The 23,179-nt window shown below is 73.0% G+C and carries 21 protein-coding genes and 1 tRNA gene; 15 read left to right on the forward strand and 7 right to left on the reverse strand.

Annotation, left to right across the window (positions count from 1 at the left end; genetic code table 11):
• Positions 1-34: 34 nt before the first annotated feature.
• From IEZ03_RS24570 to IEZ03_RS24590, 5 genes are all read left to right on the forward strand, one after another.
• Positions 35-691: a hypothetical protein gene (locus IEZ03_RS24570; protein ID WP_184881153.1), complete on the forward strand. Its 657-nt coding sequence runs from the start codon at positions 35-37 to the stop codon at positions 689-691.
• A gap of 5 nt (positions 692-696) precedes the next feature.
• Positions 697-1,731, forward strand: coding sequence for a nucleoside triphosphate pyrophosphohydrolase (mazG, locus tag IEZ03_RS24575; protein ID WP_184881155.1), 1,035 nt, complete (start codon positions 697-699; stop codon positions 1,729-1,731).
• An 82-nt stretch (positions 1,732-1,813) separates the two neighbouring features.
• Positions 1,814-4,318, forward strand: a complete 2,505-nt coding sequence (locus tag IEZ03_RS24580) for a penicillin-binding protein (RefSeq protein WP_229808540.1) — start codon at positions 1,814-1,816, stop codon at positions 4,316-4,318.
• A gap of 79 nt (positions 4,319-4,397) precedes the next feature.
• A complete protein-coding gene (locus IEZ03_RS24585) occupies positions 4,398-5,342 on the forward strand; it encodes an NADP-dependent oxidoreductase (RefSeq protein ID WP_184881157.1) in 945 nt (314 codons plus the stop codon).
• Between the two features lie 56 nt (positions 5,343-5,398).
• Positions 5,399-5,626 carry a hypothetical protein gene (locus IEZ03_RS24590; RefSeq protein ID WP_184881159.1) on the forward strand — a complete coding sequence of 76 codons (228 nt, stop codon included), beginning with the start codon at positions 5,399-5,401 and terminating at the stop codon, positions 5,624-5,626.
• Positions 5,627-5,662: 36 nt separating this feature from the next.
• Here IEZ03_RS24590 and IEZ03_RS24595 read toward each other — a convergent pair whose 3' ends face one another.
• Positions 5,663-7,078, reverse strand: a complete 1,416-nt coding sequence (locus tag IEZ03_RS24595) for a sensor histidine kinase (protein ID WP_184881161.1) — start codon at positions 7,076-7,078, stop codon at positions 5,663-5,665.
• A 139-nt stretch (positions 7,079-7,217) separates the two neighbouring features.
• Positions 7,218-8,156 carry a sulfite exporter TauE/SafE family protein gene (locus IEZ03_RS24600; protein ID WP_184881163.1) on the reverse strand — a complete coding sequence of 313 codons (939 nt, stop codon included), beginning with the start codon at positions 8,154-8,156 and terminating at the stop codon, positions 7,218-7,220.
• Between the two features lie 236 nt (positions 8,157-8,392).
• Here IEZ03_RS24600 and eno point away from each other — a divergent pair, with 236 nt between their 5' ends.
• The 4 genes from eno to IEZ03_RS24620 are packed head-to-tail and all read left to right on the forward strand — an operon-like array spanning position 8,393 to position 11,698.
• Positions 8,393-9,676 carry a phosphopyruvate hydratase gene (eno, locus tag IEZ03_RS24605; RefSeq protein WP_184881165.1) on the forward strand — a complete coding sequence of 428 codons (1,284 nt, stop codon included), beginning with the start codon at positions 8,393-8,395 and terminating at the stop codon, positions 9,674-9,676.
• Entirely contained in the window at positions 9,676-10,137 is a 462-nt protein-coding gene (locus IEZ03_RS24610; RefSeq protein WP_229808541.1) for a septum formation initiator family protein, read from the forward strand. The genes eno and IEZ03_RS24610 overlap by 1 nt, the downstream gene beginning before the upstream one ends.
• Positions 10,138-10,160: 23 nt before the next feature.
• Positions 10,161-10,754 carry a DUF501 domain-containing protein gene (locus tag IEZ03_RS24615; protein ID WP_184881167.1) on the forward strand — a complete coding sequence of 198 codons (594 nt, stop codon included), beginning with the start codon at positions 10,161-10,163 and terminating at the stop codon, positions 10,752-10,754.
• Positions 10,751-11,698 (forward strand): Ppx/GppA phosphatase family protein, encoded by a 948-nt coding sequence (locus IEZ03_RS24620; RefSeq protein WP_184881169.1) that lies wholly within the window; start codon positions 10,751-10,753, stop codon positions 11,696-11,698. The genes IEZ03_RS24615 and IEZ03_RS24620 overlap by 4 nt, the downstream gene beginning before the upstream one ends.
• Before the next feature lie 17 nt (positions 11,699-11,715).
• On the opposite strand, the gene IEZ03_RS24625 is transcribed toward IEZ03_RS24620, so the two are convergent.
• Positions 11,716-12,513, reverse strand: coding sequence for a DUF2510 domain-containing protein (locus tag IEZ03_RS24625; RefSeq protein ID WP_184881171.1), 798 nt, complete (start codon positions 12,511-12,513; stop codon positions 11,716-11,718).
• 139 nt (positions 12,514-12,652) lie between these two features.
• On the opposite strand from IEZ03_RS24625, the gene IEZ03_RS24630 reads away from it, so the two are divergent.
• Positions 12,653-13,480, forward strand: a complete 828-nt coding sequence (locus tag IEZ03_RS24630; RefSeq protein WP_184881173.1) for a uracil-DNA glycosylase — start codon at positions 12,653-12,655, stop codon at positions 13,478-13,480.
• Positions 13,481-13,518: 38 nt separating this feature from the next.
• Here IEZ03_RS24630 and IEZ03_RS24635 read toward each other — a convergent pair whose 3' ends face one another.
• Positions 13,519-14,265, reverse strand: a complete 747-nt coding sequence (locus IEZ03_RS24635) for a DUF4232 domain-containing protein (protein WP_184881175.1) — start codon at positions 14,263-14,265, stop codon at positions 13,519-13,521.
• A gap of 233 nt (positions 14,266-14,498) precedes the next feature.
• Here IEZ03_RS24635 and IEZ03_RS24640 point away from each other — a divergent pair, with 233 nt between their 5' ends.
• The 4 genes from IEZ03_RS24640 (at position 14,499) to IEZ03_RS24655 (ending at position 18,297) form a co-directional block, all read left to right on the forward strand.
• Entirely contained in the window at positions 14,499-15,860 is a 1,362-nt protein-coding gene (locus tag IEZ03_RS24640) for an NAD(P)/FAD-dependent oxidoreductase (protein WP_184881178.1), read from the forward strand.
• A gap of 69 nt (positions 15,861-15,929) precedes the next feature.
• Positions 15,930-17,243: a class I SAM-dependent methyltransferase gene (locus tag IEZ03_RS24645; protein ID WP_184881180.1), complete on the forward strand. Its 1,314-nt coding sequence runs from the start codon at positions 15,930-15,932 to the stop codon at positions 17,241-17,243.
• Positions 17,244-17,260: 17 nt separating this feature from the next.
• Positions 17,261-17,333: transfer RNA gene (locus tag IEZ03_RS24650), tRNA-Leu, on the forward strand.
• Between the two features lie 94 nt (positions 17,334-17,427).
• Complete coding sequence (locus IEZ03_RS24655; RefSeq protein WP_184881182.1) at positions 17,428-18,297, forward strand: Bax inhibitor-1/YccA family protein; 870 nt, start codon at positions 17,428-17,430, stop codon at positions 18,295-18,297.
• A 315-nt stretch (positions 18,298-18,612) separates the two neighbouring features.
• Here the strand turns inward: IEZ03_RS24655 and IEZ03_RS24660 are convergent, their stop codons facing one another.
• The 3 genes from IEZ03_RS24660 to IEZ03_RS24670 form a co-directional block, all read right to left on the reverse strand.
• Complete coding sequence (locus tag IEZ03_RS24660; protein WP_131878404.1) at positions 18,613-18,840, reverse strand: DUF4287 domain-containing protein; 228 nt, start codon at positions 18,838-18,840, stop codon at positions 18,613-18,615.
• A 212-nt stretch (positions 18,841-19,052) separates the two neighbouring features.
• Positions 19,053-20,273 (reverse strand): acetyl-CoA C-acetyltransferase, encoded by a 1,221-nt coding sequence (locus tag IEZ03_RS24665; protein ID WP_184881184.1) that lies wholly within the window; start codon positions 20,271-20,273, stop codon positions 19,053-19,055.
• A 340-nt stretch (positions 20,274-20,613) separates the two neighbouring features.
• Positions 20,614-21,573 (reverse strand): SGNH/GDSL hydrolase family protein, encoded by a 960-nt coding sequence (locus IEZ03_RS24670; RefSeq protein WP_184881186.1) that lies wholly within the window; start codon positions 21,571-21,573, stop codon positions 20,614-20,616.
• 187 nt (positions 21,574-21,760) lie between these two features.
• On the opposite strand from IEZ03_RS24670, the gene IEZ03_RS24675 reads away from it, so the two are divergent.
• Entirely contained in the window at positions 21,761-23,146 is a 1,386-nt protein-coding gene (locus tag IEZ03_RS24675; RefSeq protein WP_184881188.1) for a cystathionine beta-synthase, read from the forward strand.
• The last annotated feature ends 33 nt before the right edge of the window (positions 23,147-23,179 follow it).

Below are 23,179 nucleotides of genomic sequence, written 5' to 3' on the forward strand. Positions count from 1 at the left end.
CTCCCGAGCCCGACCGATCAGATGGGAATCTTCCGTGTTCGGTAAGTCCGTGAAGGTCGCGGTGGCCGCCGTGGCGGCGGCCGGCGCGCTGGCCGGCTGCGGCGGCACGCCGAAGGCGGGCACCGCCGCCCTCGTCGGCGACGACCGCATCACCGTCACCGAGCTCAGCCAGGACGTCCGCGACTGGCGCGAGCAGTTCCGGGCGGACCCGGTCGCGAACGAGATGCGCGCGAACCCGGGGAACCCGGCCCAGCAGCTCGGCGCCGACTCCGAGTCCGACGTGCGGGGCGCGCTCACCCTGCTGATCAACTTCCGGGTCGCCCGCGAGGTGGCCGAGGCGGCCGGGGTCGAGATCACCGGCGGCCGGGTCGACCGGGCCGTGGAGAGCCTGAACCGGCAGGGCGGGGCCGAGTCGATCACGCTCGCGAGCGGGCTGCCCCGCGACCGCGCCCGCGAGCTGGCGCGGCTCGTCGCCACGCAGTCCGCGGTGATGGAGCGGTTCGGGGCCGACTTCACCGACCGGATGAACCCCGCGACGCAGCGGGCCGGGCAGCAGTGGAACGAGCTGTTCCGGCGCACCGCGGACGGGATGGAGATCGAGGTCAACCCGCGCTACGGGACCTACGACCCGGGCAAGTTCGAGATCGACCCGGCCGAGCAGCGGCTGTCCAGGCCCGACTCGGGTATCTGACGCGCATGGGCCTGACACTGCTGGCGACCACGCACCGGGTGGCGCCGGGACTGCTGACCTGGCGCGCCTGGGACGCGCTGCGGTCGGCGTCGTCCGTCCGGCTGCGGGACGGGCATCCGCTGCTGCCGTCCCTGCGCGACGCGGGCGTCGCCCCCGAACTGGTGGCGGAGCCCGACCCGTCCCGGCTGGTCGCGGACGCGCGGGACCGGGACGTCCTGTGGGTGGCCGCGCCCGACGGCGACGAACCGCTGATGCGGGAGATCGGCACCCTGGTCGTGCAGGACCCCGTCGACGTCGAGGTGCTGCACGGGTCCTACGACCTGCCCGGCGCGCGGCTGCTCGACCTCGTCTCGGTGATGGACACGCTGCGCCGCGAATGCCCGTGGGACCGCAAGCAGACGCACGCGACCCTGGTCCCGTACCTGCTGGAGGAGGCGTACGAGGTCCTCGACACCGTCGAGTCCGGCGACTACGGCGCGCTGCGCGAGGAACTGGGCGACGTGCTGATGCAGGTCGCGTTCCACTCGGTGGTGGCCGCCGAGCGCGACGACGGGACGGAGTTCACCATCGACGACGTGGCGGGCGCGATCGTCGACAAGCTCGTCCGCCGCCATCCGCACGTCTTCGGGGACGTGACGGTCTCCGGCGCCGACGAGGTCAACGCCAACTGGGAGCAGATCAAGGCGGCCGAGCGGGCGGAGAAGGGCGGCGCGGAGGCGTCGGCGCTCGACGGCGTGCCGCTGGGGCAGCCCGCGCTGTCGCTGGCCGCGCAACTGCAGCGCCGCGCCGGGCGGATGAAGGCCCCGGCCGAACTCGCGGACGGTCTCGCGGACGGTCTCGCGGCCGATCTCCCGGGCGATGTCCCGGCCGACGACGCGGCCGGCGCCGCGGCCGCCGGCGGTGAGCTGGGCGTACGGCTCTTCGAGCTGGTCCGGGAGGCGACGGAGCGGGGCGTCGATCCGGAGGCGGAGTTGCGGGCGGTATCGAGGGTATTCCGGGATCGTGTCCGATCCTGGGAGCGCCGAGCGCCGCACGCCTGATTCCCATGCCGGGCACGGTGCTATAAACCGGGACATCCGGGATGGGGTGGCCCGGCCGGGGGCGCACGTTTACGCTAAGCGCGTGCTGGCTGGGGCTGAAAGTGACGATCCGGACGCGGGAGACGACGTTTCCGGCGGTCCGGGGCGCGTGCACGGCCCGGGGCGCCCCCGCGGGTTCTTCAGCGCGTCCACGACCCGCGCGGAGAAGGCCCGCGCGGTCCGCGGGCTGGGCACGCTCGGCGGGCTCGCCGGCTTCCTCGTCGCCCTGATGCTGCTGCCCGCGGCGTGCACCGCGGGCATCGGCGCCCGCGACACCGCGGACTGGTTCCTCACCGAGCCCGAGGGGCTCTCGACCGCGGGCGTCCCGCAGCGCTCCCGGGTCCTGTCCGAGGACGGCCGCACCATCGCCACGTTCTTCTACCAGAACCGGGTGGACGTCCCGCTGGAGAAGATCGCGCCGGTTGTGCGGAAGGCCGTGCTCGCGATCGAGGACAGCCGGTTCTACGAGCACGGCGCCATCGACGTGCAGGGCACCCTGCGGGCGCTCGCCAGCAACGTCAGCAGCGGCGAGGTGACGCAGGGCGGCTCCGGCATCACCCAGCAGTACGTGAAGAACCTGCTGCTCACCCAGGCCGACTCCACCGAGGAGCGCGAGGCGGCGAAGGAGATCTCCGCGGCGCGCAAGATCCGCGAGCTGCGGTACGCGATCGCGATCGAGAAGCGGTTCCCCAAGGACGAGATCCTGCGCCGCTACCTGAACATCGCCTACTACGGCGACGGCGCCTACGGCATCGAGGCCGCGTCCCGGCACTACTTCTCCAAGCACGCCTCCGAGCTGGACCTCGCCGAGGCGACGCTGCTCGCCGGCGTCATCCGCTACCCCTACGCCTACGACCCGACCCAGCACGCCGGCGCGGCCCTGCAGCGCCGCAACGTCGTGCTGAACCGGATGGCCGAACTCGGCATGATCGGCTACGCGGAGGCGGAGAAGACCAAGAAGCTGCCCATCGAGCTGGACATCCAGAACATGCGCAGCGGCTGCGTGGCCAGCGAGGCGCCGTTCTTCTGCGACTACGTGCAGCGCGAGATCCTCGCCAACAAGGTCTTCGGCGAGACCGTGAAGGAGCGGGAGGAACTGCTCAAGCGGGGCGGGCTCACCATCCGCACCACCCTGGACCGCAGGGCGCAGAAGGCCGCGCGGAAGGCCGTGCTCTCCTACGTCCCGGCCAAGAACTCCGCGCACAAGGCCGCCGCCGAGGCGATGGTGGAGCCCGGCACCGGTGAGATCAAGGCGCTGGTCGTGGGCCGCGAGCTCGGCCCGGACGAGGAGCGCGGCAAGACCTGGATCAACTTCGCCGCCGACGCCGGCCACGGATCCAGCATCGGGATGCAGGCCGGGTCCACGTTCAAGGCGTTCACCCTGGCCGCAGCCCTGGACGAGGGCATGCCGTTCGGCAGCCGGCTGATGGCGCCGGAGAAGTACACGCCGGTCGGCTTCCGCAACTGCGACGGCGAGAACGTCGGCGACCCGACGGCGTCGCTGGGCAACGCCGCCGACGGCGAGGGCGGCCGGAGCTTCAGCCTCGTCACCGGCACCCAGCACTCCGTGAACACCTACTTCCTGGCGCTGCAGAAGGAGGTCGGCCTCTGCGACACCGTCAAGATGGCCGAGCGGCTCGGGATGCGCCAGGCGAACGGCAAGCCGCTGGAGCAGTTCCCGTCGTTCACGCTCGGGTTCAACGCCGTCTCCCCGCTCCGCCTGGCGGCGGCCTACGCGGCCTTCGGCGCCCGCGGCGAGTACTGCGAGCCGATCGCCATCAAGTCGATCACCGACGCGTCCGGTGAGAAGCTGAAGGTCCCGCCGCGCAAGTGCGAGCAGGTGATCGACCGGGGCGTGGCGGACGCCGTCAACCACATCCTGAGCGGCGTCCTGACCAAGGGCACGGCGCGCGGCATGGGGCTCGGCCGCGACGCCGCCGGCAAGACCGGCACCGTCGACAACTTCTCCGCGGCCTGGTTCGCCGGCTACACCCCGGACCTCGCCGCGGCCGTGTGGGTCGGCGACCCGCGCGGCGGCTACAAGCACCCGATGACGAGCCTGTGCCTGGACGGCCGCTGCTACGGCTCGGTGTTCGGGGCGACGATCCCCGCGCCGATCTGGCAGCAGAGCATGCTCGGCGCGCTGCGGGGCACGGACGCGACCTCGTTCCACCGGCCGCCGTCCTTCTACTTCAGCCGCGGCTCGGGCGAGGACCGCGTCAAGGTGCCCGACGTGCGCGGCATGAGCCTCGACGAGGCCGTCGCCAAGCTCCGCGCCGCCGGTTTCACCGCCCGCGTCGGTGAGCGCGTCAGGTCCCGCCGGTACGAGCGGGGGACCGTGGCCGAGATGTCGCCCGGCCCCGGCTCGGTGGAACCCGGGACGACGATCACGCTCCGCGTCAGCAGCGGCCCCGGGCGCGGCGGCGCGGACGACGACGAGGACCGCCCGCCGCGGCCCCCGACCCGGCCGCCGGGCATCCCGCTGCCGACGAACACCCCCACTTTGCCCCCGCTACCCGGCGATCCGGCCGGCCAGGCCCCCGCGTAGTGCGCTGACCTGTGTGATCGTCCGCAGCCCGGGTAGATCAACGGCGGGGTGTTGTTGAAATATCGGGGGACGAAACGTCATGCATGCCATCGCCGTGTCCGAATACGGCGCCACGCCGGCGCTGATGAACCTGCCGCGCCCGGAGCCGGGACCGGGTGAGATCCTCGTGAAGATGATCGCGGCCGGGCTCAATCCGATCGACTGGAAGATCGCCGACGGGATGTTCAAGGACTCCACCGACGCGCCGTTCCCGCTGATCCTCGGCCGGGACGGCGCCGGGGTCGTCGACGACGTCGGCGAGGGCGTCACCCGGCTCCGCCACGGCGAGCAGGTCTACGGATGCTTCGACCAGGTGGACCGGGGCCTCGGCTCCTTCGCCGAGTACGCCCTCGCCCGCGACGACGGGCCGGTCGCCAGGATGCCGGAGGGCATGCTGTACACGCAGGCCGCGGCGGTGCCGACCGCGAGCATGACCGCGCTCGCCATGGTGGAGGCCGCCGAGATCGACGCGGGGCATACGGTCCTCGTCGTGGGGGCGACCGGCGGCGTCGGGCAGGGCCTGGTCCAGCTCGCCGCCCGCGAGGGCGCCAAGGTCATCGCGACCGCCCGGGACGACATGGCCGGGACGATGCGGCGCCTCGGCGCGGACGAGACCGTCGACCACACCGAGGACGACCTCAACCGGCAGGTCCTCGGCGTCCACACGGACGGGATCGACGCCGTCCTCGACGTGGTCAGCGACACCGGCGCCACCGAGGGCATCGCGCAGATGCTCCGGCCCGGCGGGGTCTACGTCAGCACCACGTGGTCGGTGAACCCGGACGCGATGGAGGCCCGGGGCCTGCGCGGGATCAACCTCGAGACCGAGCCGTCGGCCGAGATGCTGGAGCGGCTGTCCGACCTCATCGACGCGGGCGAGCTGCGCGTGTCGATCGAGCGCGAGGTCCCGCTGGCGGACGCGCCGGAGGCGCTCGCCGACAGCCGGGCCGGCGGCGCGCGCGGCAAGACCGTGATCCGCATCTGAGCCCCCGCGCGGGTGAGGACCGCAAAATCGCGGGCATGCCACCGCAAGGAGGACCTATGAACCAGAGCATGAACCAGGTCGGCGACGACGAGGGGCGGGACCGGCTCCGCGAGATCGACGAGACCCTCGACCGGCTCCGCGCCGAGCTTCCCTCGCCGTCCGACGACCCGACCGACTTCGTGGACTCCGGCCAGTACCTGGCCGCCCGCCAGGAACTGGAGGGCCAGATCGAGCTCCTGGAGTCCGAGCGCGAGCGCCTCCGCGGCCGGCTCGGCATGTCCTGACCCACCCGCGGGCGCGGCGGGCGGGCCGGGCACGGGTCACTGGGGCAGCCGCAGGACGAAGCGGGCGCCGGGCTGGCCGTCGGGGCGGTCGGTGAGCACCAGCGTGCCGCGGTGCGCCTCGGCGATGTCGCGCGAGATCGCCAATCCGAGGCCGGTCCCGCCGGCGTCGCGGTGCCGGCCCTGCGCGAGCCGGGTGAAGCGCTCGAACACCCGCTCGCGGTCCTCGGGCGGGATGCCGTTGCCGTCGTCGATGACCTCGACCACCGCGGTGGCGGGCGGTTCCGGGCGCAGGACCACGGTCACCTCGCGGGCGGCGTGCCGGTCGGCGTTGTCGATCAGGTTCCGCAGCAGGCGCGCCAGCTCGTTGCGGCCGCCCCTGACCGTCACCGATCCCTCCGACAGGACCGTCACCTGGGTGCGCCGGGGACGGGTCAGCACCTCCTGGTCCGTCAGCTCGGTGAGGTCCACCGGCTCGCGCTCGAAGTTCCGGTCGGCCTCCAGGCGGGCCAGTGCGAGCAGGTCGTCCACCACCGCGGTGAGCCGGTCGGTGTTGTCCAGGATGGCCTGCATCGTCTCCTGCGGGGCGGTGTCGTCGGGCGCCGACAGCGCCAGCTCCAGCTCCATCCGGAGCGCGGCGAGCGGGCTGCGCAGCTCGTGCGAGACGTCGGTGACGAACCCGCGCTGCCGCGCGACCGCCTTCTCCAGCCGGTCGAGGGTCGCGTTGATGCTCTCGGCGAGCAGCCCCACCTCGTCGCGGCGGGGCGGCTGCGGCACCCGGCGCTCCAGGTCGGTGGCGGTGATCTCGTCCAGTTCCCGGCGGATCGCGTCGACCGGCCGGAGCGCGCGGCTCGCCGCCACCCACGTCGCGAAGGCGACCAGGCCGGTGACGACCGGGACGCCGAGGATGAACAGGGCCGCCGGCAGCGGCCGCGGAAGCAGGCTCGGCACGGGTTCCAGCACGAAGACGAACACCGCGCCCCGGCCGAAGCCCACGCGGTACTCGACGATGATGAAGCACTCCCCGCCGGGCGCGTCGACCTCGCAGCTCCGGCCGTCCCGGCGGTCGTCGGTCGACTCGGGCGGCGGGAACCGGACCGGCTGCCGCCCCGCCATCTCCGGCGTGGCTGCGAGCACGCGGCCGTTCAGGTCCACCACTTGCTGGAGACTGCCGTCGGGCGCGGCGATCCGGTCCGTCAGGCGACCGGTGGCGATCAGCGTCGCGGTCTTGCGCCCCTCGCGCGCCATCTCCACCACGGTGTCGCTGACCGCCTGCTGCCTGACCATGAACAGCAGCACGACGCACAGCACCGTCGAGAGGATCAGGGCGACGAGCCCGGACGTGATCGTCACCCGGATGCGGATCTCCGGGTGACGCAGCACCGCCCGCCAGATCCGGCGGCTCAGGCCCGCCGTCCTGGGCCGGACACGTATGACGACCTCCCGGGGACGCATTTGCAGGTTCCCGAGGTTTCTTGCCGGAACGGGGCAAACACGACCGTGGGTGGCGGGTAAAGGATCGTCCATGCCCGGCCCCCGCCGGGCATGGACGATGAGGGGTGTGCGCGCCGGTGACGGCGCGTCAGGTGGTGCCTCAGGTGGCGGTGGGGGCGGCGGCCTTCCCGGCGTCGGGGGTGCTGCCGCCCTCGTCTTCGGGCGACTCGGTGACGCGCTCGGCCAGGTGCCGCCGGATCGAGTAGGTCAGCGCCGCCGCCCAGATCGCGTAGATGAAGACGTAGAAGATCCACCGGACGCCGTCCGAGGCGTCGATCCAGTCGCTGCGCAGCAGCGTGCGGGTGTTGGTGAGGATGATGACCCCGCCGACCGCGCTGCCGAGGACGCGCGGCGGGATGTGCCGGACGAGCCAGGCGGCGATCGGGGCCGCGATCAGCCCGCCGATCAGCAGCGCGGCCACCCAGGTGAAGTTGACCCCCTCGGAGCCGATGCCGATGATGAAGCCGATGCTGGCGGACACGGCGATGAGGAACTCGCTGGTGTCGATGGAGCCGATGGTCTTGCGGGGCTCCAGGCGGCCGCTGGCCAGGATGGCCGGGGTGCCGACGGGCCCCCATCCGCCGCCGCCGGTGGAGTCGACGAAGCCCGCGACGAGGCCGAGCGGGCCGAGGAACCGCTTGCGCAGCGGGCTGCCGAGCCGGTCGGTGCGGATCCCCCGGAGGGTGAAGCGGACCAGGATGTAGGTGCCGAGCGTCAGCAGGATGATCGCCATCACCGGCCCGGCGGCCTCGGTGGAGAGCCCGGACAGGAACGTGGCGCCGGCGAACGCGCCGACGCTGCCGGGGACGCCGATCTTGGCGACGACGCCCCAGTCGACGTTGCCGAACTTCCAGTGGGAGGCGCCCGAGGCCAGCGTGGTCCCGATCTCGGCCAGGTGGACGGTGGCGGACGCGGCGGCCGGGTTGGTGCCGATGGCGAGCAGCAGCGTCGTCGAGGTGACGCCGTAGGCCATGCCCAGACTGCCGTCGACGAGCTGGGCGCCCAGGCCGACAAGGGCGAGCAGGACGAGTTTTCGCACGGGTTCACCTCGGGAGGTGCAGGAGGAGGGATTTCCTACTAATCAGGTTCAGATACTTGTTTAGTAGACAATGTAGGGATTGTGCACGTCAAGTCGCCGCCGGCCGGCCGGGGGAACTTCGCGGCGAATCCGGGCAACGGGCGTGCCCGATGAGCGGCGCGCGGGCCGCGCGGATAGGCTCGGTGCTCGCACGAGACCGCTGAAAACAGACCACTCGCACCACCAGGGGGTTCCCCGTGTCGTCGATCGAGGCCGTACTCGCCCGGGAGATCCTCGACTCCCGCGGCAATCCGACCGTCGAGGTCGAGGTCCTGCTCGCCGATGGGACCGAGGCGCACGCCGCCGTGCCGAGCGGAGCCTCCACCGGCCAGTTCGAGGCCGTCGAGCTGCGCGACGGCGGGGAGCGCTACGGGGGCAAGGGCGTCCGGGACGCGGTCAAGAGCGTCAACGAGACCATCGACGAGAAGCTCGTCGGGTACCCGGCCTCCGACCAGCGGCTGATCGACCAGCTGCTCATCGACCTCGACGGCACGCCCGCCAAGTCGGCCCTCGGCGCCAACGCGATCCTCGGCGTCAGCCTGGCGGTCGCCAAGGCCGCCGCCGACTCCGCGGGCCTGCCGCTGTTCCGCTACGTGGGCGGCCCGAACGCGCATCTGCTGCCCGTCCCGATGATGAACATCCTGAACGGCGGCGCGCACGCCGACACCAACGTCGACATCCAGGAGTTCATGGTCGCGCCGATCGGCGCGGCGACCTTCGCCGAGGCGCTGCGCTGGGGTGCCGAGACCTACCACGCGCTGAAGTCGGTGCTGAAGTCCAAGGGCCTGAACACCGGGCTCGGCGACGAGGGCGGGTTCGCCCCCGAGCTGCCGAGCAACCGCGACGCGCTCGACCTCATCATGGAGGCGATCCGCAATGCGGGCTTCACCCCCGGCCGCGACATCGCGCTCGCCCTGGACGTCGCCGCCACCGAGTTCCACGCCGACGGCCGGTACACGTTCGAGGGCGTCGAGCGGACCGCCGACGACATGGCCGCCTACTACGGCGAGCTGATCAGCGAGTACCCCCTGGTCTCCATCGAGGACCCCCTCGACGAGGAGGACTGGACCGGCTGGGAGGGCCTCACCGCCGCGGTCGGCGACCGCGTCCAGATCGTCGGCGACGACCTGTTCGTCACCAACCCCGAGCGCCTGGACCGCGGCATCAAGTCCCGCGCCGCCAACGCCCTGCTGGTCAAGGTCAACCAGATCGGCACGCTGAGCGAGACGCTCGACGCGGTCTCGCTCGCGCAGACCAGCGGGTACCGCTGCATGATGAGCCACCGGTCCGGCGAGACCGAGGACACCACGATCGCCGACCTGGCCGTCGCGACCAACTGCGGCCAGATCAAGACCGGTGCCCCCGCGCGCAGCGACCGGGTCGCCAAGTACAACCAGCTGCTGCGCATCGAGGAGCTGCTGGACGACGCCGCCCGCTACGCCGGCGCCGCCGCGTTCCCGCGCTTCGACGCGCAGGGCTGATGGCGCGGGGCGACGACCGCCGCGCCGACGGGCCCCACGACGGCCCCGCGGACGGCGAGGACGGCCGGCCGGACGGCATGCGCCGGGGCAACCCGGCGCTGACCAGCCGTGCCGCCATCCTCGCCGTGGTGGTCTGCGCGATCGCGCTGAGCCTGGCCTATCCGGTCCGGGAGTACATCGCGCAGCGGCAGGAGATCGCCGAGCTCCGGCAGAAGGAGGCGGTGGCCCGCCGGCAGGTGGAGATTCTCGCCCAACGCAAGCAGCAACTTGGCGACAAGTCGTACATTGAGCGTGAGGCGACGCGAAGACTCCATTACTGCCGTCCTGCCGTAAAGTGCTACATCGTGCTGGACGGTGGCGGGGACGGCGGCCGGCAGGCGCAGAAGGGCGGCCCGACGAGCAGGCCGCCGTGGTACGAGACGCTGTGGCGGTCGGTGGAGGCGGCCGACAGGCCGCGCTGACCCGTCCGCGGGTGGGGACGCAGATGAAGGAAGCAGGTGACCGGGCCGCGGTGGCGGACGCTGACAGGGCGGCGGTCGCGGCCCAGCTCGGGCGGGAGCCGCGCGGCGTGCGCGCGGTGGCGAGCCGCTGCCCGTGCGGGCTGCCCGCCGTGATCGAGACGGCCCCGAGGCTCCCGGACGGGACGCCCTTTCCCACGCTGTTCTACCTGACCTGCCCGAAGGCCGCCTCGGCCATCGGGACCCTGGAGGGAAGCGGTGTCATGCGCGAGATGCAGGACCGGCTCGCCGGCGACCCGAAGCTGAGGGCCGCCTACACCGCGGCCCACGAGGACTACCTGCGCCGCCGCGACGAGGCCGCCCGCGACGAGGGCGTCGAGCCGCTGCCGGCGGGCATGCAGAGCGCGGGCGGCATGCCCGAGCGGGTCAAGTGCCTGCACGCCCTCATCGCCCACGAGCTGGCGGTTCCCGGCGTCAACCCGTTCGGGCGGGAGGGCCTGGAGGCGCTTGCGGAGTGGTGGCGGTCCGGCCCCTGCGTCCGGCCGGACACCGCCGACACCGCCGACACCGCCGACACTGACGACGCCGCCGGCACCGGCGGCGAGGGGGAGGCCCGGTGACGCGCGTCGCGGCCGTCGACTGCGGCACCAACTCCGTCCGCCTCCTGATCGCCGACATCGCGCCCGGCGAGGGCGGCGGGACGCTGACCGACGTCGAGCGCCGGATGGAGATCGTCCGGCTCGGCGAGGGCGTCGACGAGACCGGGCGGCTGTCGCCCGCCGCGCTGGAGCGGACGTTCACCGCGATGCGCGGGTACGCCGACCTGATCGAGCGGCACGGCGCGCGGGCCGGGCACGGCCCGGTCAAGACGCGGGTCGTGGCGACCAGTGCGACCCGCGACGCGGAGAACCGGGCCGACTTCGTCAGCGGCGTCGTCGACATCTTCGGCGTCGTCCCCGAGGTGATCAGCGGGGACGAGGAGGCCGAGCTGTCGTTCGCCGGCGCCACCCGGGAACTGGCCGCGCTGCGCCCCGCCCGCCCCTACCTGGTGGTCGACATCGGCGGCGGCTCCACCGAGTTCGTGCTCGGCAGCTCGTCGGCCGACGCCTCGCGCTCCACCGACATCGGCTGCGTCCGGATGACCGAGCGGCATCTGCGCGACGACCCGCCGACGCCGCTGCAGATCTCCGGCGCCGCCGCCGACATCGACGCGGCGCTCGCCTCCGTCCGCGAGGCCGTCCCGGTGGACGAGGCGCGCACGCTCGTCGGCCTCGCCGGGTCGGTCACCACGGTCGCCGGGATCGCGCTCGACCTCCCCGAGTACGACTCGGACCGCATCCACCTGTCGCGGGTCACCGCCACCCAGGTGCACGAGGTGACGCGGCGGCTGCTGCACGCCACCCGCGCCGAACGCGCCGAGATCCCCGTCATGCACCCGGGGCGCGTCGACGTGATCGGCGCGGGCGCGCTGATCCTGGATCGGATCATGCGGGAGTACGGGTTCGGCGCGGTCGTCGTCAGCGAGCGCGACATCCTGGACGGAATCGCCTGGTCCCTGCTCTGACCCGCCCGCTCAGCGCCTCATCCCCTGAGCCGGGCCAGCAGCGCCGGGATCAGGACCGCGTTCGGGTTCTGCTGCGGGACGTAGAGGATCGGCGAGGAGCTGCTGGCCTGCTGGATCCACACCCGGCCGCTGTCCACGGTCGCGCCCGCGATGGCCGACCAGCTCAGCGACACCCGGTTGCCGCGGACGCCGCCCGGATGGAACGTCAGGCCCTGCGCCACGTCGATCGACTCGCCCGCCCGGACCCGTCCGGCGAGCTCGGCCACGAGCCGCGGCTCGGCGTACTCCTGGCACAGCTGGATCAGCCGCCCCCACACCTGCTCCGGCTCGCCCTGCCCCGGGCCGGGGGCCATCGCGGCGGGGGACAGGGCGTCGGGTTCGATGACGACCTCGACGCGGGGGCCGGAGCGAAACGGGTACCGGCCCGCCTGGAAGATCCACTGGGTGCCCGGGCCCTGGCCGGATCCGGCCGGTCGCCGCGCCGCCCAGTACGCCACCCACTCCACGTGCGGCCAGGCCAGCGAGGTGTTCCCGTAGGCGACGATCTGGTCGTCGGCGTGCAGGTGGAGGCCGTGGACCAGCACGCCGAGCGGCTGGACCGCGGGCCGCGAGCCCCAGCTCGCCCGCTGGACGTGCGGGGCGGCGTAGGTCGCCGCCGGGGCCTGCTCCTCGTGCGCCGGCCGCTCCGGCCTGGGCAGCCGCACCCGCGGCGGGCGGGCCGGCTCGGGGTTGAGGCGCTCGGTCCAGCTCTGCCCGTCCCACCAGCGCAGGCTGCCCGTGCCGTAGGGGTCTGGATACCAGCCCGGTTGCGACACTGCCTGCCTCCGCTTCGCCCTCGGCGTCCGCCGGACACCCGCCTCCCCGACCGGCGAACGCATCGTACCGATACGGCCCGGTAAAGCAGAGGTATGGGCGGAACCCGGCCACCGCCCGTGGCGTGCGACGATCGGTGGTATGCCGACCGCCAACGCCCCCTTCGTGCCGCCCGGCTCCGGGTGGCCGGAGGACCCCGCCGCCCCGGACACCCCCGTCGCCCACGGCACCGGCGACGTCGTCGAGCTGGCCGCCAAGGCGCCGGACCTGGACGAGCTGTCCGCCCGGCAGTCGGTGTGCCGTGCCTGCGACCGCCTGGTGGAGTGGCGGGAGAAGGTCGCCGTCCAGCGGCGCAGGGCGTTCGCGGACGAGGAGTACTGGGGCCGGCCCATCGCCGGATGGGGCGCGGCGGAGCCGCGGGTCCTGATCGTGGGGCTCGCCCCCGCCGCGCACGGCGGCAACCGCACCGGCCGGATCTTCACCGGCGACCGGTCGGGCGACTGGCTGTTCGCGTCGCTGCACCGGGTGGGCCTCGCGGCCCTGCCGACCAGCGTGCACGCGGGCGACGGGCAGCGGCTGATCGGCGCCCGGATGGCGGCGACGGTCCGCTGCGCGCCGCCCGACAACAAGCCGACGCCGCTGGAGCGCACGACCTGCCTGCCGTGGCTGGCCCGCGAGGTCGAGATGGTCGCGCCGAGCGTCCGCTGCATCGTGTGCCTCGGCGGCTTCGCCTGGCAGGGCGTGTGGCCGGCCCTGAAGCAGGCGGGCTACGGGGTGCCGCGGCCCAGGCCGAAGTTCGGCCACGGCGCCGAGGCCGAGCTGGTGCCGCCGCCCTCGGCGGCCCACCGCGAACCGGTGCTGCTGCTCGGCTGCTACCACCCGAGCCAGCAGAACACCTTCACCGGCCGCGTCACCGAGGACATGCTCGACACCGTCCTCACCCGCGCCCGCGACTACGGCCGTGTCTGACGCGGTCTCGGGGAGCCGCGCGAGCGCACGTCATCGGCTCAGCCGCCCGTCGGGTTCGCCGTCAGGGGAGTGAGCGAGATGTCGCCGTGCTGGCAGACCGCGCCGTAAAGCCAGGGCGCCTCCAGCTGCCGGGTCTCGTCCGGCGGGACGATCTTCAGGGCGTTCGCGGTGGGCCGGCACGGGACGCCCTCGTCCGCGGCCGTTTCCGACGTCCAGTACAACCGCTCGTAGGCCCGGCCCCCGCTGGGAAGGGTGACCGTCTGCGGCGTGCCGTGGCGCAGGACGTTCGTGTGGACGAGCCCTGCGGCGTTGACCAGCTGGAGATCGGACCAGCCGCGGACCGTGCAGGTCGTCCCGGACGTGTTGGTCAGGACCAGCGTCACGTAGCGGTTCGTCTCGATGAAGTACCTGTTGATGAGGCTCGCGCTCAGCATGGCGCCGGTGCAGCGCGGCCCTCCGGCACCGGCTCCGGCGACCCCGGGCGCCTCGCCGGCGGGCGCCTCACCGCCCGGGCCGCCGGCCTTCCCGCCGCCAGGGGGGCCGGTGGTGGGCGCGTCGACGGCCGACGGCGTGCCCGAGGGCGCTCCCGTCCCGGGAGAGCCGGGCTCCGTGCCCGTGCCCGAGCCGGGGGCGCCGGCGGTCGTCGAGCCGGCCGGCGGCGCCGGGCCGCCGGCCTCGGCCGCGGCGGGACCGGCGTTCTCGGCCGGGCCGCATCCCGCGAGCGCGGTGGCGACCGCGGCGGCGGCCAGCGGCCCCCAGATGATCTTCGGCAGCGGAGTCCCCATGCTCGCCCTTCCCCCGTTGAGACCAGCGGACGGCGGGGCAGGGCCTGGCCGAGCGACCCGGCGGCGGGCCGGTCCCCCACCGGCCGCGCCGTTCCGGGCCGCTTGACGCCCCCGTCCGGCCCTGTCCCACCGTCTTTCTGGTGATACATCCGGTGAGATGCCGGGCCCGTCGATGAAGTTCATGAAACGGGCGAAGTGGTGAGCGGGCCACATATCCGGGTATCGCTCCGGACATGCCTTCCCAACGCTCCACGGACTCCGCGAAGCACATCGTGATCATCGGCGGCGGGTACGTCGGCATGTACACGGCACTGCGGCTGCAGAAGAAGCTGCGCGCGGAGCTGCGCCGCGGCGACGTGGCCGTCACCGTGATCGACCCCCAGTCGTACATGACCTACCAGCCGTTCCTCCCCGAGGCGGCGGCCGGGAACCTGGAGCCGCGCCATGTCGTGGTGTCGCTCCGGAAGGTCCTCCGGCGCTGCCGCATCATGAACGGCTACGTCACGCGGATCGACCACGCCGCCCGGCGGGTCTCGGTCCAGCCCGCGGGCACCAGGACCGCCGGGGTCCCGGAGCGGGAGATCGGCTACGACATGCTCGTGGTCGCCCTCGGCTCGATCTCGCGGACGCTGCCGATCCCCGGCCTCGCCGAGTGCGGGATCGGGTTCAAGACCATCGAAGAGGCGATCTTCCTCCGCAACCACGTCCTGCACCAGCTCGACATCGCCGCGTCCAACCCGGACGACGAGGAGGTCAGGAGGCGGGCGCTGACGTTCGTGTTCGTCGGCGCCGGGTTCGCGGGCGTCGAGGCCATGGCCGAGCTGGAGGACATGGCGCGGGACGCCTGCAGGTGGTACCCGTCGATCGACCCCGGGGAGATGCGCTGGCTGATGGTCGAGGCGACCGCCCGGATCCTGCCCGAGGTGGGGCCGGAGATGGGCCGCTGGACCGCCGAGGCGCTGCGCCGCCGCGGCATCGAGGTGAAGATGGAGACGCTCCTCAAGTCCGCCGAAGGCCGGCACATCGTGCTCAGCGACGGCGAGGAGTTCGACGCCGGGACGCTCGTGTGGACGGCCGGCGTGAAACCGCACCCCGTCCTCAAGCGGACCGACCTGCCGCTGGACGAGAAGGGACGCATCCGGACGACCGCCGAGCTGACCGTCGAGGGGCTGGAGCACGTCTACGCGGCGGGCGACAACGCCGCCGTCCCCGACCTCACCGACACCGGCGACTTCACGGCACCGAACGCCCAGCACGCGGTCAGGCAGGCCAAGCGTCTCGGTGACAACATCGTGGCGGATGTGCGCGGGAAGCCGCGAAAGCCGTACGCGCACAGCTACGTCGGCTCGGTGGCGAGCCTCGGCCTGCACAAAGGCGTGGCGAACGTCTACGGGATCAAGCTGCGCGGGCTCCCCGCCTGGTTCATGCACCGCACTTACCATCTTTCTCGGATGCCGACCGTCAACCGCAAGTTCCGGATCACCGTCGACTGGACGCTCGCCTCCTTCTTCCGGCGCGAGATCGTCTCGCTCGGCGAGCTGGAGGCGCCGCGGTTCGAGTTCGAGCTCGCGGCCGGCCGGCGCCAGGACGTGTGACCCGTGCGAACCGTGGGAACCGTGACCGCGTGACCGGGCGGCATCGCCCGCGGAGGAGGCGCCCTCACCATGCACGACGGAGACGCCACCTGGAACGACACGCGGGCGGAGCCGTCCGCGCCGGCCCCGGAGGCGGCCGCCGGCGCGGCGGGCGTCGCCGCCCGGCTGGTCCCGCTGCTCACCAAGATCATGCTGGGCGAGGAGCGGGCGAGCGCGGACGACCTGCCGATCCGGGTCCGCGCCTGGGACGGCAGCGCCATCGGCCCGGCCGCCGCCCCCGCGTACGTGGTCCGGCACCGGCGGGCGCTGCGCCGGCTGCTGTGGAAGCCCGGCGAGCTGGGCTTCGTCCGGGCCTACGTCGCCGGTGAGCTGGACATCGAGGGGGACGTCTTCGCGGCGCTCGACGCCGTCCAGCGGGTGATGGGCGCCGGCGACGGGCCGATCCGGCTGAGCGGGGACGACAAGCGCGACATCGTGCGCACCGCCGTCACCCTCGGCGCCGTCGGCCCCGAGCCGAAGGCGCCGCCCGAGGAGCGCGGGAACGGGGACGCCGCCCCGCTGGGGGAGCCGACCGCTTTCTTCGCCAGGCTCTTCGGGGACGGGCTGGCGCACGGCACCGGGCGATGGGCCGGGGCCACCGACCTTGACACGGCCCAGTCAGCCGCCCACGAGACCCTCGCCGAGCGGCTCGGGCTGTTCCCGGGCGCCCGGATCCTCGACCTGAACTGCGGCTGGGGCGCGTTCGCCCTGCACGCCGCCCTCCGGCACGGCGCCCGGGTCGTCGCCCTGGCCCGCACGCCCGAGCAGGCCGAGCGCGTGCGCACGGCGGCCGCCGCGGCCGGCGCCGCCGTCGAGGCCCGCGGCCGGGACCTGGCCATGGCGGGCGACGGCCCCTACGACGCGATCGTCGGGCTGGCGGACGCGGCGTCCGTCGGCCGTCCGGCGTCCCGGCTGGCCGGCCTGCTCGCGCCCGGCGGCCGGCTCGTCCTGGAGGAGTCGACCGGCGGTTCCGCCCCGCACGGCGGGCGGCGCGCGATCACCGCCGGCTACCTGGTCCCGGACGGCGCCGAGCCCCGGCGGCTCGGCGCGCTCGCCGACGAACTCGACGACGCGGGCCTCGAGGTGCTGGCCGTGACCACTCTGCGTGAGGACCACGCGCGCACCCTCCGGGCCTGGGCCACGGGCCTACAGCACCACTGGGACGAATGCGCGGAGCTGGCCGGACCCGGTCGCGCGCGGGTCTGGCTGCTCTACCTGGCCGCGTCCGCGCTGGCCTGCGAGAACGGCCGGATCGGCCGGTATGAGATCCATGTGAAACGCCGGTTTTCGGGTGGTCTGGGGGGTGCACTCCGGTCCGCGGGACCCACCGTGACCGGTCCCTGACTCGATATGATGACGCCGCCCCTGTAGCCCAATGGCAGAGGCGGGCTCCCTAAAAGAGCCATCGTGTCGGTTCGAGTCCGACCAGGGGCACTGACGTCTCCCCGACGCTCGGCAGGTCCGGCTGATCACACAGAGCCGTCCCCGCATAGACTGGACGGCCAGGTCGGCCGAAGTGGAGGGCTCTATGGAGAGCAGGAACCCGGCGTTCCGGGGCAACGCCTTCAACCAGCGGGCCGGAGGTGCGGCATACGGCGCGCCCGGTTACGGCGCGCCGGCGTACGGCGCACCCGGTCAGGGCGCAGCCGGATACGGCGCCCCCGGATACGGAGCCCCGCCGTACGCGGGTCAGGGGCCGGGCTACGCGCCGCCCGCCCCCACCAGGCCAATGACCATGGACGACGTCGTCGTCCGCGGCTTCATGACCCTGTTCACGCTGGTGCTCACGGCGGCGGCGGCGTGGGTGCTCGTGCCGCCGAGCCTCACCGTCCCGGTCCTCGTCGTGGCGCTCATCGCCCAGATCGGGATCTGGGCGTTCATCACGTTCGGCCGCAAGGCCAACGCGCCGATGGTGCTGGCGTTCGCCGCGGTGTACGGCGTGCTGGTCGGCATCATCAGCCACGCCTACAACGACCTGTACCACGGCGTGGTGTTCCAGGCCGTGATCGGCACGGCCCTGGCGTTCGCCGCCACGCTCGCCGTGTACGCGCTGCGCATCGTGCGGGTCACGCCCAAGCTCGTCAAGTTCACCATCGCGGCCGGCGGCGCGCTGCTCGCGCTCATGCTGATCAACATGGTGATGTACATGTTCGGCAGCGACGACGGGCTCGGCATCCGCGACCCCGGCAACCCGCTCGCCTACGTGTTCAGCGTCGTCGCGATCCTCGTCGGCTGCTTCTTCCTCCTGCTGGACTTCGACTCCATCGAGGAGGGCATCCGCGTCCAGGCCCCCGAGAAGTTCGCCTGGTACTGCGCGTTCGGCCTCGTGCTGAGCCTCGTCTGGATCTACCTGGAGATGCTCCGCCTGCTCAGCTACCTCTACGCGGGCAGGGACTAGCCGGCAGCGCTTCCCGGTCAGGTCACGCGCTCGCGTGCTCGACATTGATCAGCCCCACGCCGGACGGCGTGGGGCTGATCTGTGCGGGATCTCTGCGCCAGGGTCGTGGCGCGGATCGGCGGCACGACTGCGGGGGCGTCCGTTGGCGGGATCCCGCCACGTCCGGTGAGACGGTATGAAGTTCTGCTGGCGGGCCGTCCTCAGCCCCGGCGGATCGGCCGGTCGGCGGGCGGGCCCGGTCGGCTGGTTCGTCCGCGGCGCCGCGCCGGATGCCCGGCGGCGGGCGGGACGAGGGTGCTCAGTAGTACCGGGTGCTCAGTAGTGCCGTGCGCGGCGGGTGCGCTCGTGTTCGCGCACCAGTGCCGAGGCGTAGCCGTGGGAGAGGTTGTGCTCCTCGGCCAGCCAGTGGCTCCGTTCCTCGCAGCGGGTGAACGACGGGCCGTTCTCGATGGCGGTGAACCACTCGGGGATGTCACGTCCTGTGACTTGCGGAATGCGGGCGATCAGCTTGCTGTGCGTCTCCGGCGAGTGGTTCAGTGACAATTGGCACCTCCAGGTCGCGGGGCTCTTCCTGCTGACTCTGCAACAGGAACCCGCACGTGACAACCCCCTAACGCCGACCTATCCATGACGTAACGTAGATCATCGATAACGGGGATGATCCCCGGAAACGCGCAGGTGGCCCGCACGAAGGCCGTCCCGCGCTGCGCGCGGCGGAAATTCGTACGGACCACCTGCGAGCGGCCCGGAGGACGTCAGGAAAGGCGCTCCAGGATCATCGCCATGCCCTGGCCGCCGCCCACGCACATCGTCTCCAGCCCGAACTGCTTGTCGTGGAACTTGAGGCCGTTGACGAGCGTGGAGGTGATCCGGGCGCCGGTCATCCCGAACGGGTGGCCGACGGCGATCGCGCCGCCGTTGACGTTCAGCTTGTCGAGGTCGATGCCAAGGTCCTCGGCGGACGGCAGCACCTGCGCGGCGAACGCCTCGTTGATCTCCACGAGGTCGATGTCGTCGATGGTCATGCCGGCCAGCGCCAGCGCGCGCCGCGACGCCTCCACCGGGCCGAGGCCCATGATCTCGGCGGACAGGCCGGTGACGCCGGTCGACACGATGCGGGCCAGCGGGGTGATGCCGAGCTCGGCGGCCTTGGTGTCGCTCATGATGACGACCGCGGCGGCGCCGTCGTTCAGCGGGCAGCAGTTCCCGGCGGTGACCGTCCCGTCCGGCCGGAACACCGGCTGCAGCTGCGAGACCTTCTCGTACGTCGTGCCGGGCCGCGGGCCGTCGTCCTTGGACACGACGGAGCCGTCCGGGAGCGTCACCGGGGTGATGTCCTTCTCCCAGAACCCGTTGGCCAGGGCCTTCTCGGCGAGGTTCTGCGAGCGGACGCCGAACTCGTCCTGCGCCTGCCGGCTGATCCCGCGCAGCCCGGCGACGTTCTCGGCGGTCTGGCCCATCGCGATGTAGATGTCGGGCAGGGCGCCGTCCTCGCGGGGGTCGCGCCACACGGGCGCGCCGCCCTCGCCCGCCTTGGCGGTGCGTGCCTGCGCCTCGTCGAACTTGGGGTTCTGCGTGTCGGGAAGGCCGTCGCTGCTGCCCTTGGCGAAGCGGCTCACGGTCTCGACGCCCGCCGACACGATGACGTCGGCCTCTCCCGAGCGGATCGCGTGCAGCGCCATCCGGGACGTCTGCAGGGAGGACGAGCAGTACCGGGTGATGGTCGCCCCGGGCACGTTGTCCCAGCCCATCAGGACGGACACGACCCGGCCCATGTTGTACCCCTGCTCGCCGCCGGGCAGCCCGCAGCCGAGCAGCAGGTCGTCGATCTGGCTCGGATCCAGCTGCGGGACCTGGGCCATCGCGGCGGTGACCATCTGGACCGTGAGGTCGTCGGGCCGCATGTCCTTCAGCGACCCCTTGAAGGCGCGTCCGATCGGCGAGCGCGCGGTGGCGACGATGACTGCCTCGGGCATTGCGGGTCTCCTGTCTCAGCGGCCGTGCGGTGTTACTCACCGGTTACCCGCAAATCTAACCGCCCGCCCGCGTCTCCGTACATGTGCCCCTGCCCAGTCCTGACGGTGAGACCGGTGGTCGGCTGATACACAGACCTGCGGAATCCCGGTCCGATGGTGACATCGGCCCCATGCGGGCGGGCGGCCGGTGCCCGACCCTGGACTCCACGCGCCGCCGGTCCGGCCGCCGCTTGCGCGGGCGATGGCCGGCCCGGCAGGCATGGAGAACGGCCGGGGCTCGTCACCGGTGACCGGACGAGCCCCGGTTCTTCTCAGCGGTCGGCCCCAGGCGCCTCCAGGGTCAGGTCCTGGCCTTCTCGGGGTCCGGTTCCGGTGGCTGGCGCCGGGGCAGGAGCGTCGCCCGGCGGCCGGTGGGGGCCTTGCGGACCTCGGTGCCGGACTGCTCCGCGGCCTCGGCCGCGGCCAGGTAGACCGGCAGGATGTCGGCCGGCCGGTCGGCCACCTCGGGTTCCAGGCCCAGCGCGGACGCCATCGACGGCAGGACGGCGGCGCACGCGGACGCGTACCCCCGGGCGGACGGGTGGTAGCGGTCCTCGCTGAACATCGAGCGCGGGTCGGCGGAGAACTCGCGGCCGAGCAGATCGCCGAGCGACACCGAGCGGGCGCCGCGTTCCACCACCGCGATGGTCTGGGCGGCGGCGAGCTGGCGGCTGGCGCGGCGGGCGATGTACCGGAGCGGCTGCATCAGCGGCTTGACGGTGCCGAGGTCGGGGCAGGTGCCGACCACGACCTCGCTGCCCGCGGCGCGGAGCCGCTCGACCGCGTAGCCGAGATGGCGGACGGACTCGGCGGGCGGCACGCGCCCCGTCACGTCGTTGCCGCCGATCATGATGACGGCGAGGTCGGGCCGGGTCTGCAGGGCCCGGTCGACCTGGCCGGACAGCGCGTGCGAGCGGGACCCGGAGCGGGCCACGTTGGTCAGCCGGACCGGCCGGTCCGCGATCGCCGACAGGCCGGTGGCCAGCAGCGCGGCGGGCGTCTCGTCCGGGCGGTGCACGCCGAGCCCGGCGGCGGTCGAGTCGCCGAGCATGACGAGGGACAGCGGGGCGCCGCCGTGCGTCCCGCCGTAGAGCCCGTCGGCGACCGGGGGGTCGGCGCCCGGCGTCGCGGTGATCAGCCGGCGGGCGAGCTTGGCCTCCGCCACGACGAGCCCGAAGGTGAGGCCGCCGAGGGCCGTGATGCCGCCGCCGCCGTACGCCGCGGCCGCCGCGATGCGGCGTGCCGTGAATGCTCTCCACATGCGTCGCTGACCCTCCGTGATTAAGTTCCTACCCCCAGCCCCAGGTGTTGATGCCTGCCGCCTCCGCTCTCGGCTAACGTCGAAGCGGGTGTCCAACCGGACCCGCGTCCACGGAAACCCGCGCGAAACGCGGGCCGACCAGGGGCGCAACGCTCAGATCGGCATACTGACCGACAAGGATGTCGCGGTGCACGTACACGACTCGCTCGTCGAACTGATGGGCAACACCCCCCTCGTTCGGCTGCGCAAGGTGATCGACGGGGGCACGGCCGGCGGCCGGCCGCAGGTGCTCGCCAAGGTGGAGTACTTCAACCCCGGCGGCTCGGTGAAGGACCGCATCGCGGTGCGGATGATCGACGCCGCCGAGCGCTCCGGCGAGCTGCGGCCGAACGGGACGATCGTCGAGCCGACGTCCGGCAACACCGGGGTCGGGCTCGCCATCGTCGCGCAGGAGCGCGGCTACCGCTGCGTCTTCGTCTGCCCGGACAAGGTCGCCAGGGACAAGATCGACGTGCTGCGCGCGTACGGCGCGGAGGTCGTGGTCTGCCCGTCGGCGGTGTCGCCCGAGCACCCCGACTCGTACTACTCGGTGTCGGACCGGCTGGCCGCGGAGATCCCAGGCGCGTGGAAGCCGAACCAGTACACCAACCAGGAGAACCCGCGGTCGCACTACGAGACCACCGGGCCGGAGATCTGGGAGCAGACCGAGGGGCGCGTCACGCACTTCGTGGCGGGCATCGGCACCGGCGGCACCATCAGCGGCACCGGCCGGTACCTCAAGGAGGTCTCCGGCGGCCGGGTGCAGATCATCGGCGCGGACCCCGAGGGCTCGGTGTACTCCGGCGGGACCGGCCGGCCCTACCTGGTCGAGGGCGTCGGCGAGGACATCTGGCCCGAGACCTACGACCGCGACATCTGCGACGAGATCATCGCGGTGTCCGACAAGGACTCGTTCAACATGACCCGGCGGCTGGCCCGCGAGGAGGCGATGCTGGTCGGCGGGTCCTGCGGGATGGCGGTCGTCGCCGCGCTGCGCGTCGCCGCGCGGGCCGAGCCGGACGCGGTGATCGTGGTGCTGCTGCCGGACGGCGGCCGCGGCTACCTCACCAAGATCTTCAACGACGAGTGGATGGCGGACTACGGGTTCCTCATCCCGTCCACCGAGGAGGCCCGGGTGGGCGAGGTGCTCACCCGCAAGGGCCGGACGCTGCCGGAGTTCGTGCACGTCCACCCGCACGAGAGCGTGGAGACCGCGATCTCGATCATGCGGGAGTACGAGGTGTCGCAGCTTCCGGTGATGAAGGAGGAGCCGCCGGTCATGGCCGCCGAGGTGGTCGGCTCGGTGCGGGAGCGGGACCTGCTCGACATCCTCGTCGGCGAGCGCGGCAAGCTGGCCGAGCCCGTCGAGCGGCACATGTCCCCGCCGCTGCCGACGCTCGGTTCCGGGGAGCCGGTGAGCGAGGCGGTGGGCGTGCTCCAGAAGTCGGGCGCGGCCGTGGTGCTCGTGGACGGCAAGCCCAAGGGCCTCGTCACCCGCCAGGACCTCCTCGCCTTCCTGTCCGCCGCCAGCTGACGCAGTAGGGACGCAAAAGAAGGGAGGCGCCGG

The sequence above is a fragment of the Actinomadura livida genome, from assembly GCF_014648675.1.
In the GTDB taxonomy this organism is placed as follows: Bacteria; Actinomycetota; Actinomycetes; order Streptosporangiales; family Streptosporangiaceae; genus Spirillospora; species Spirillospora livida.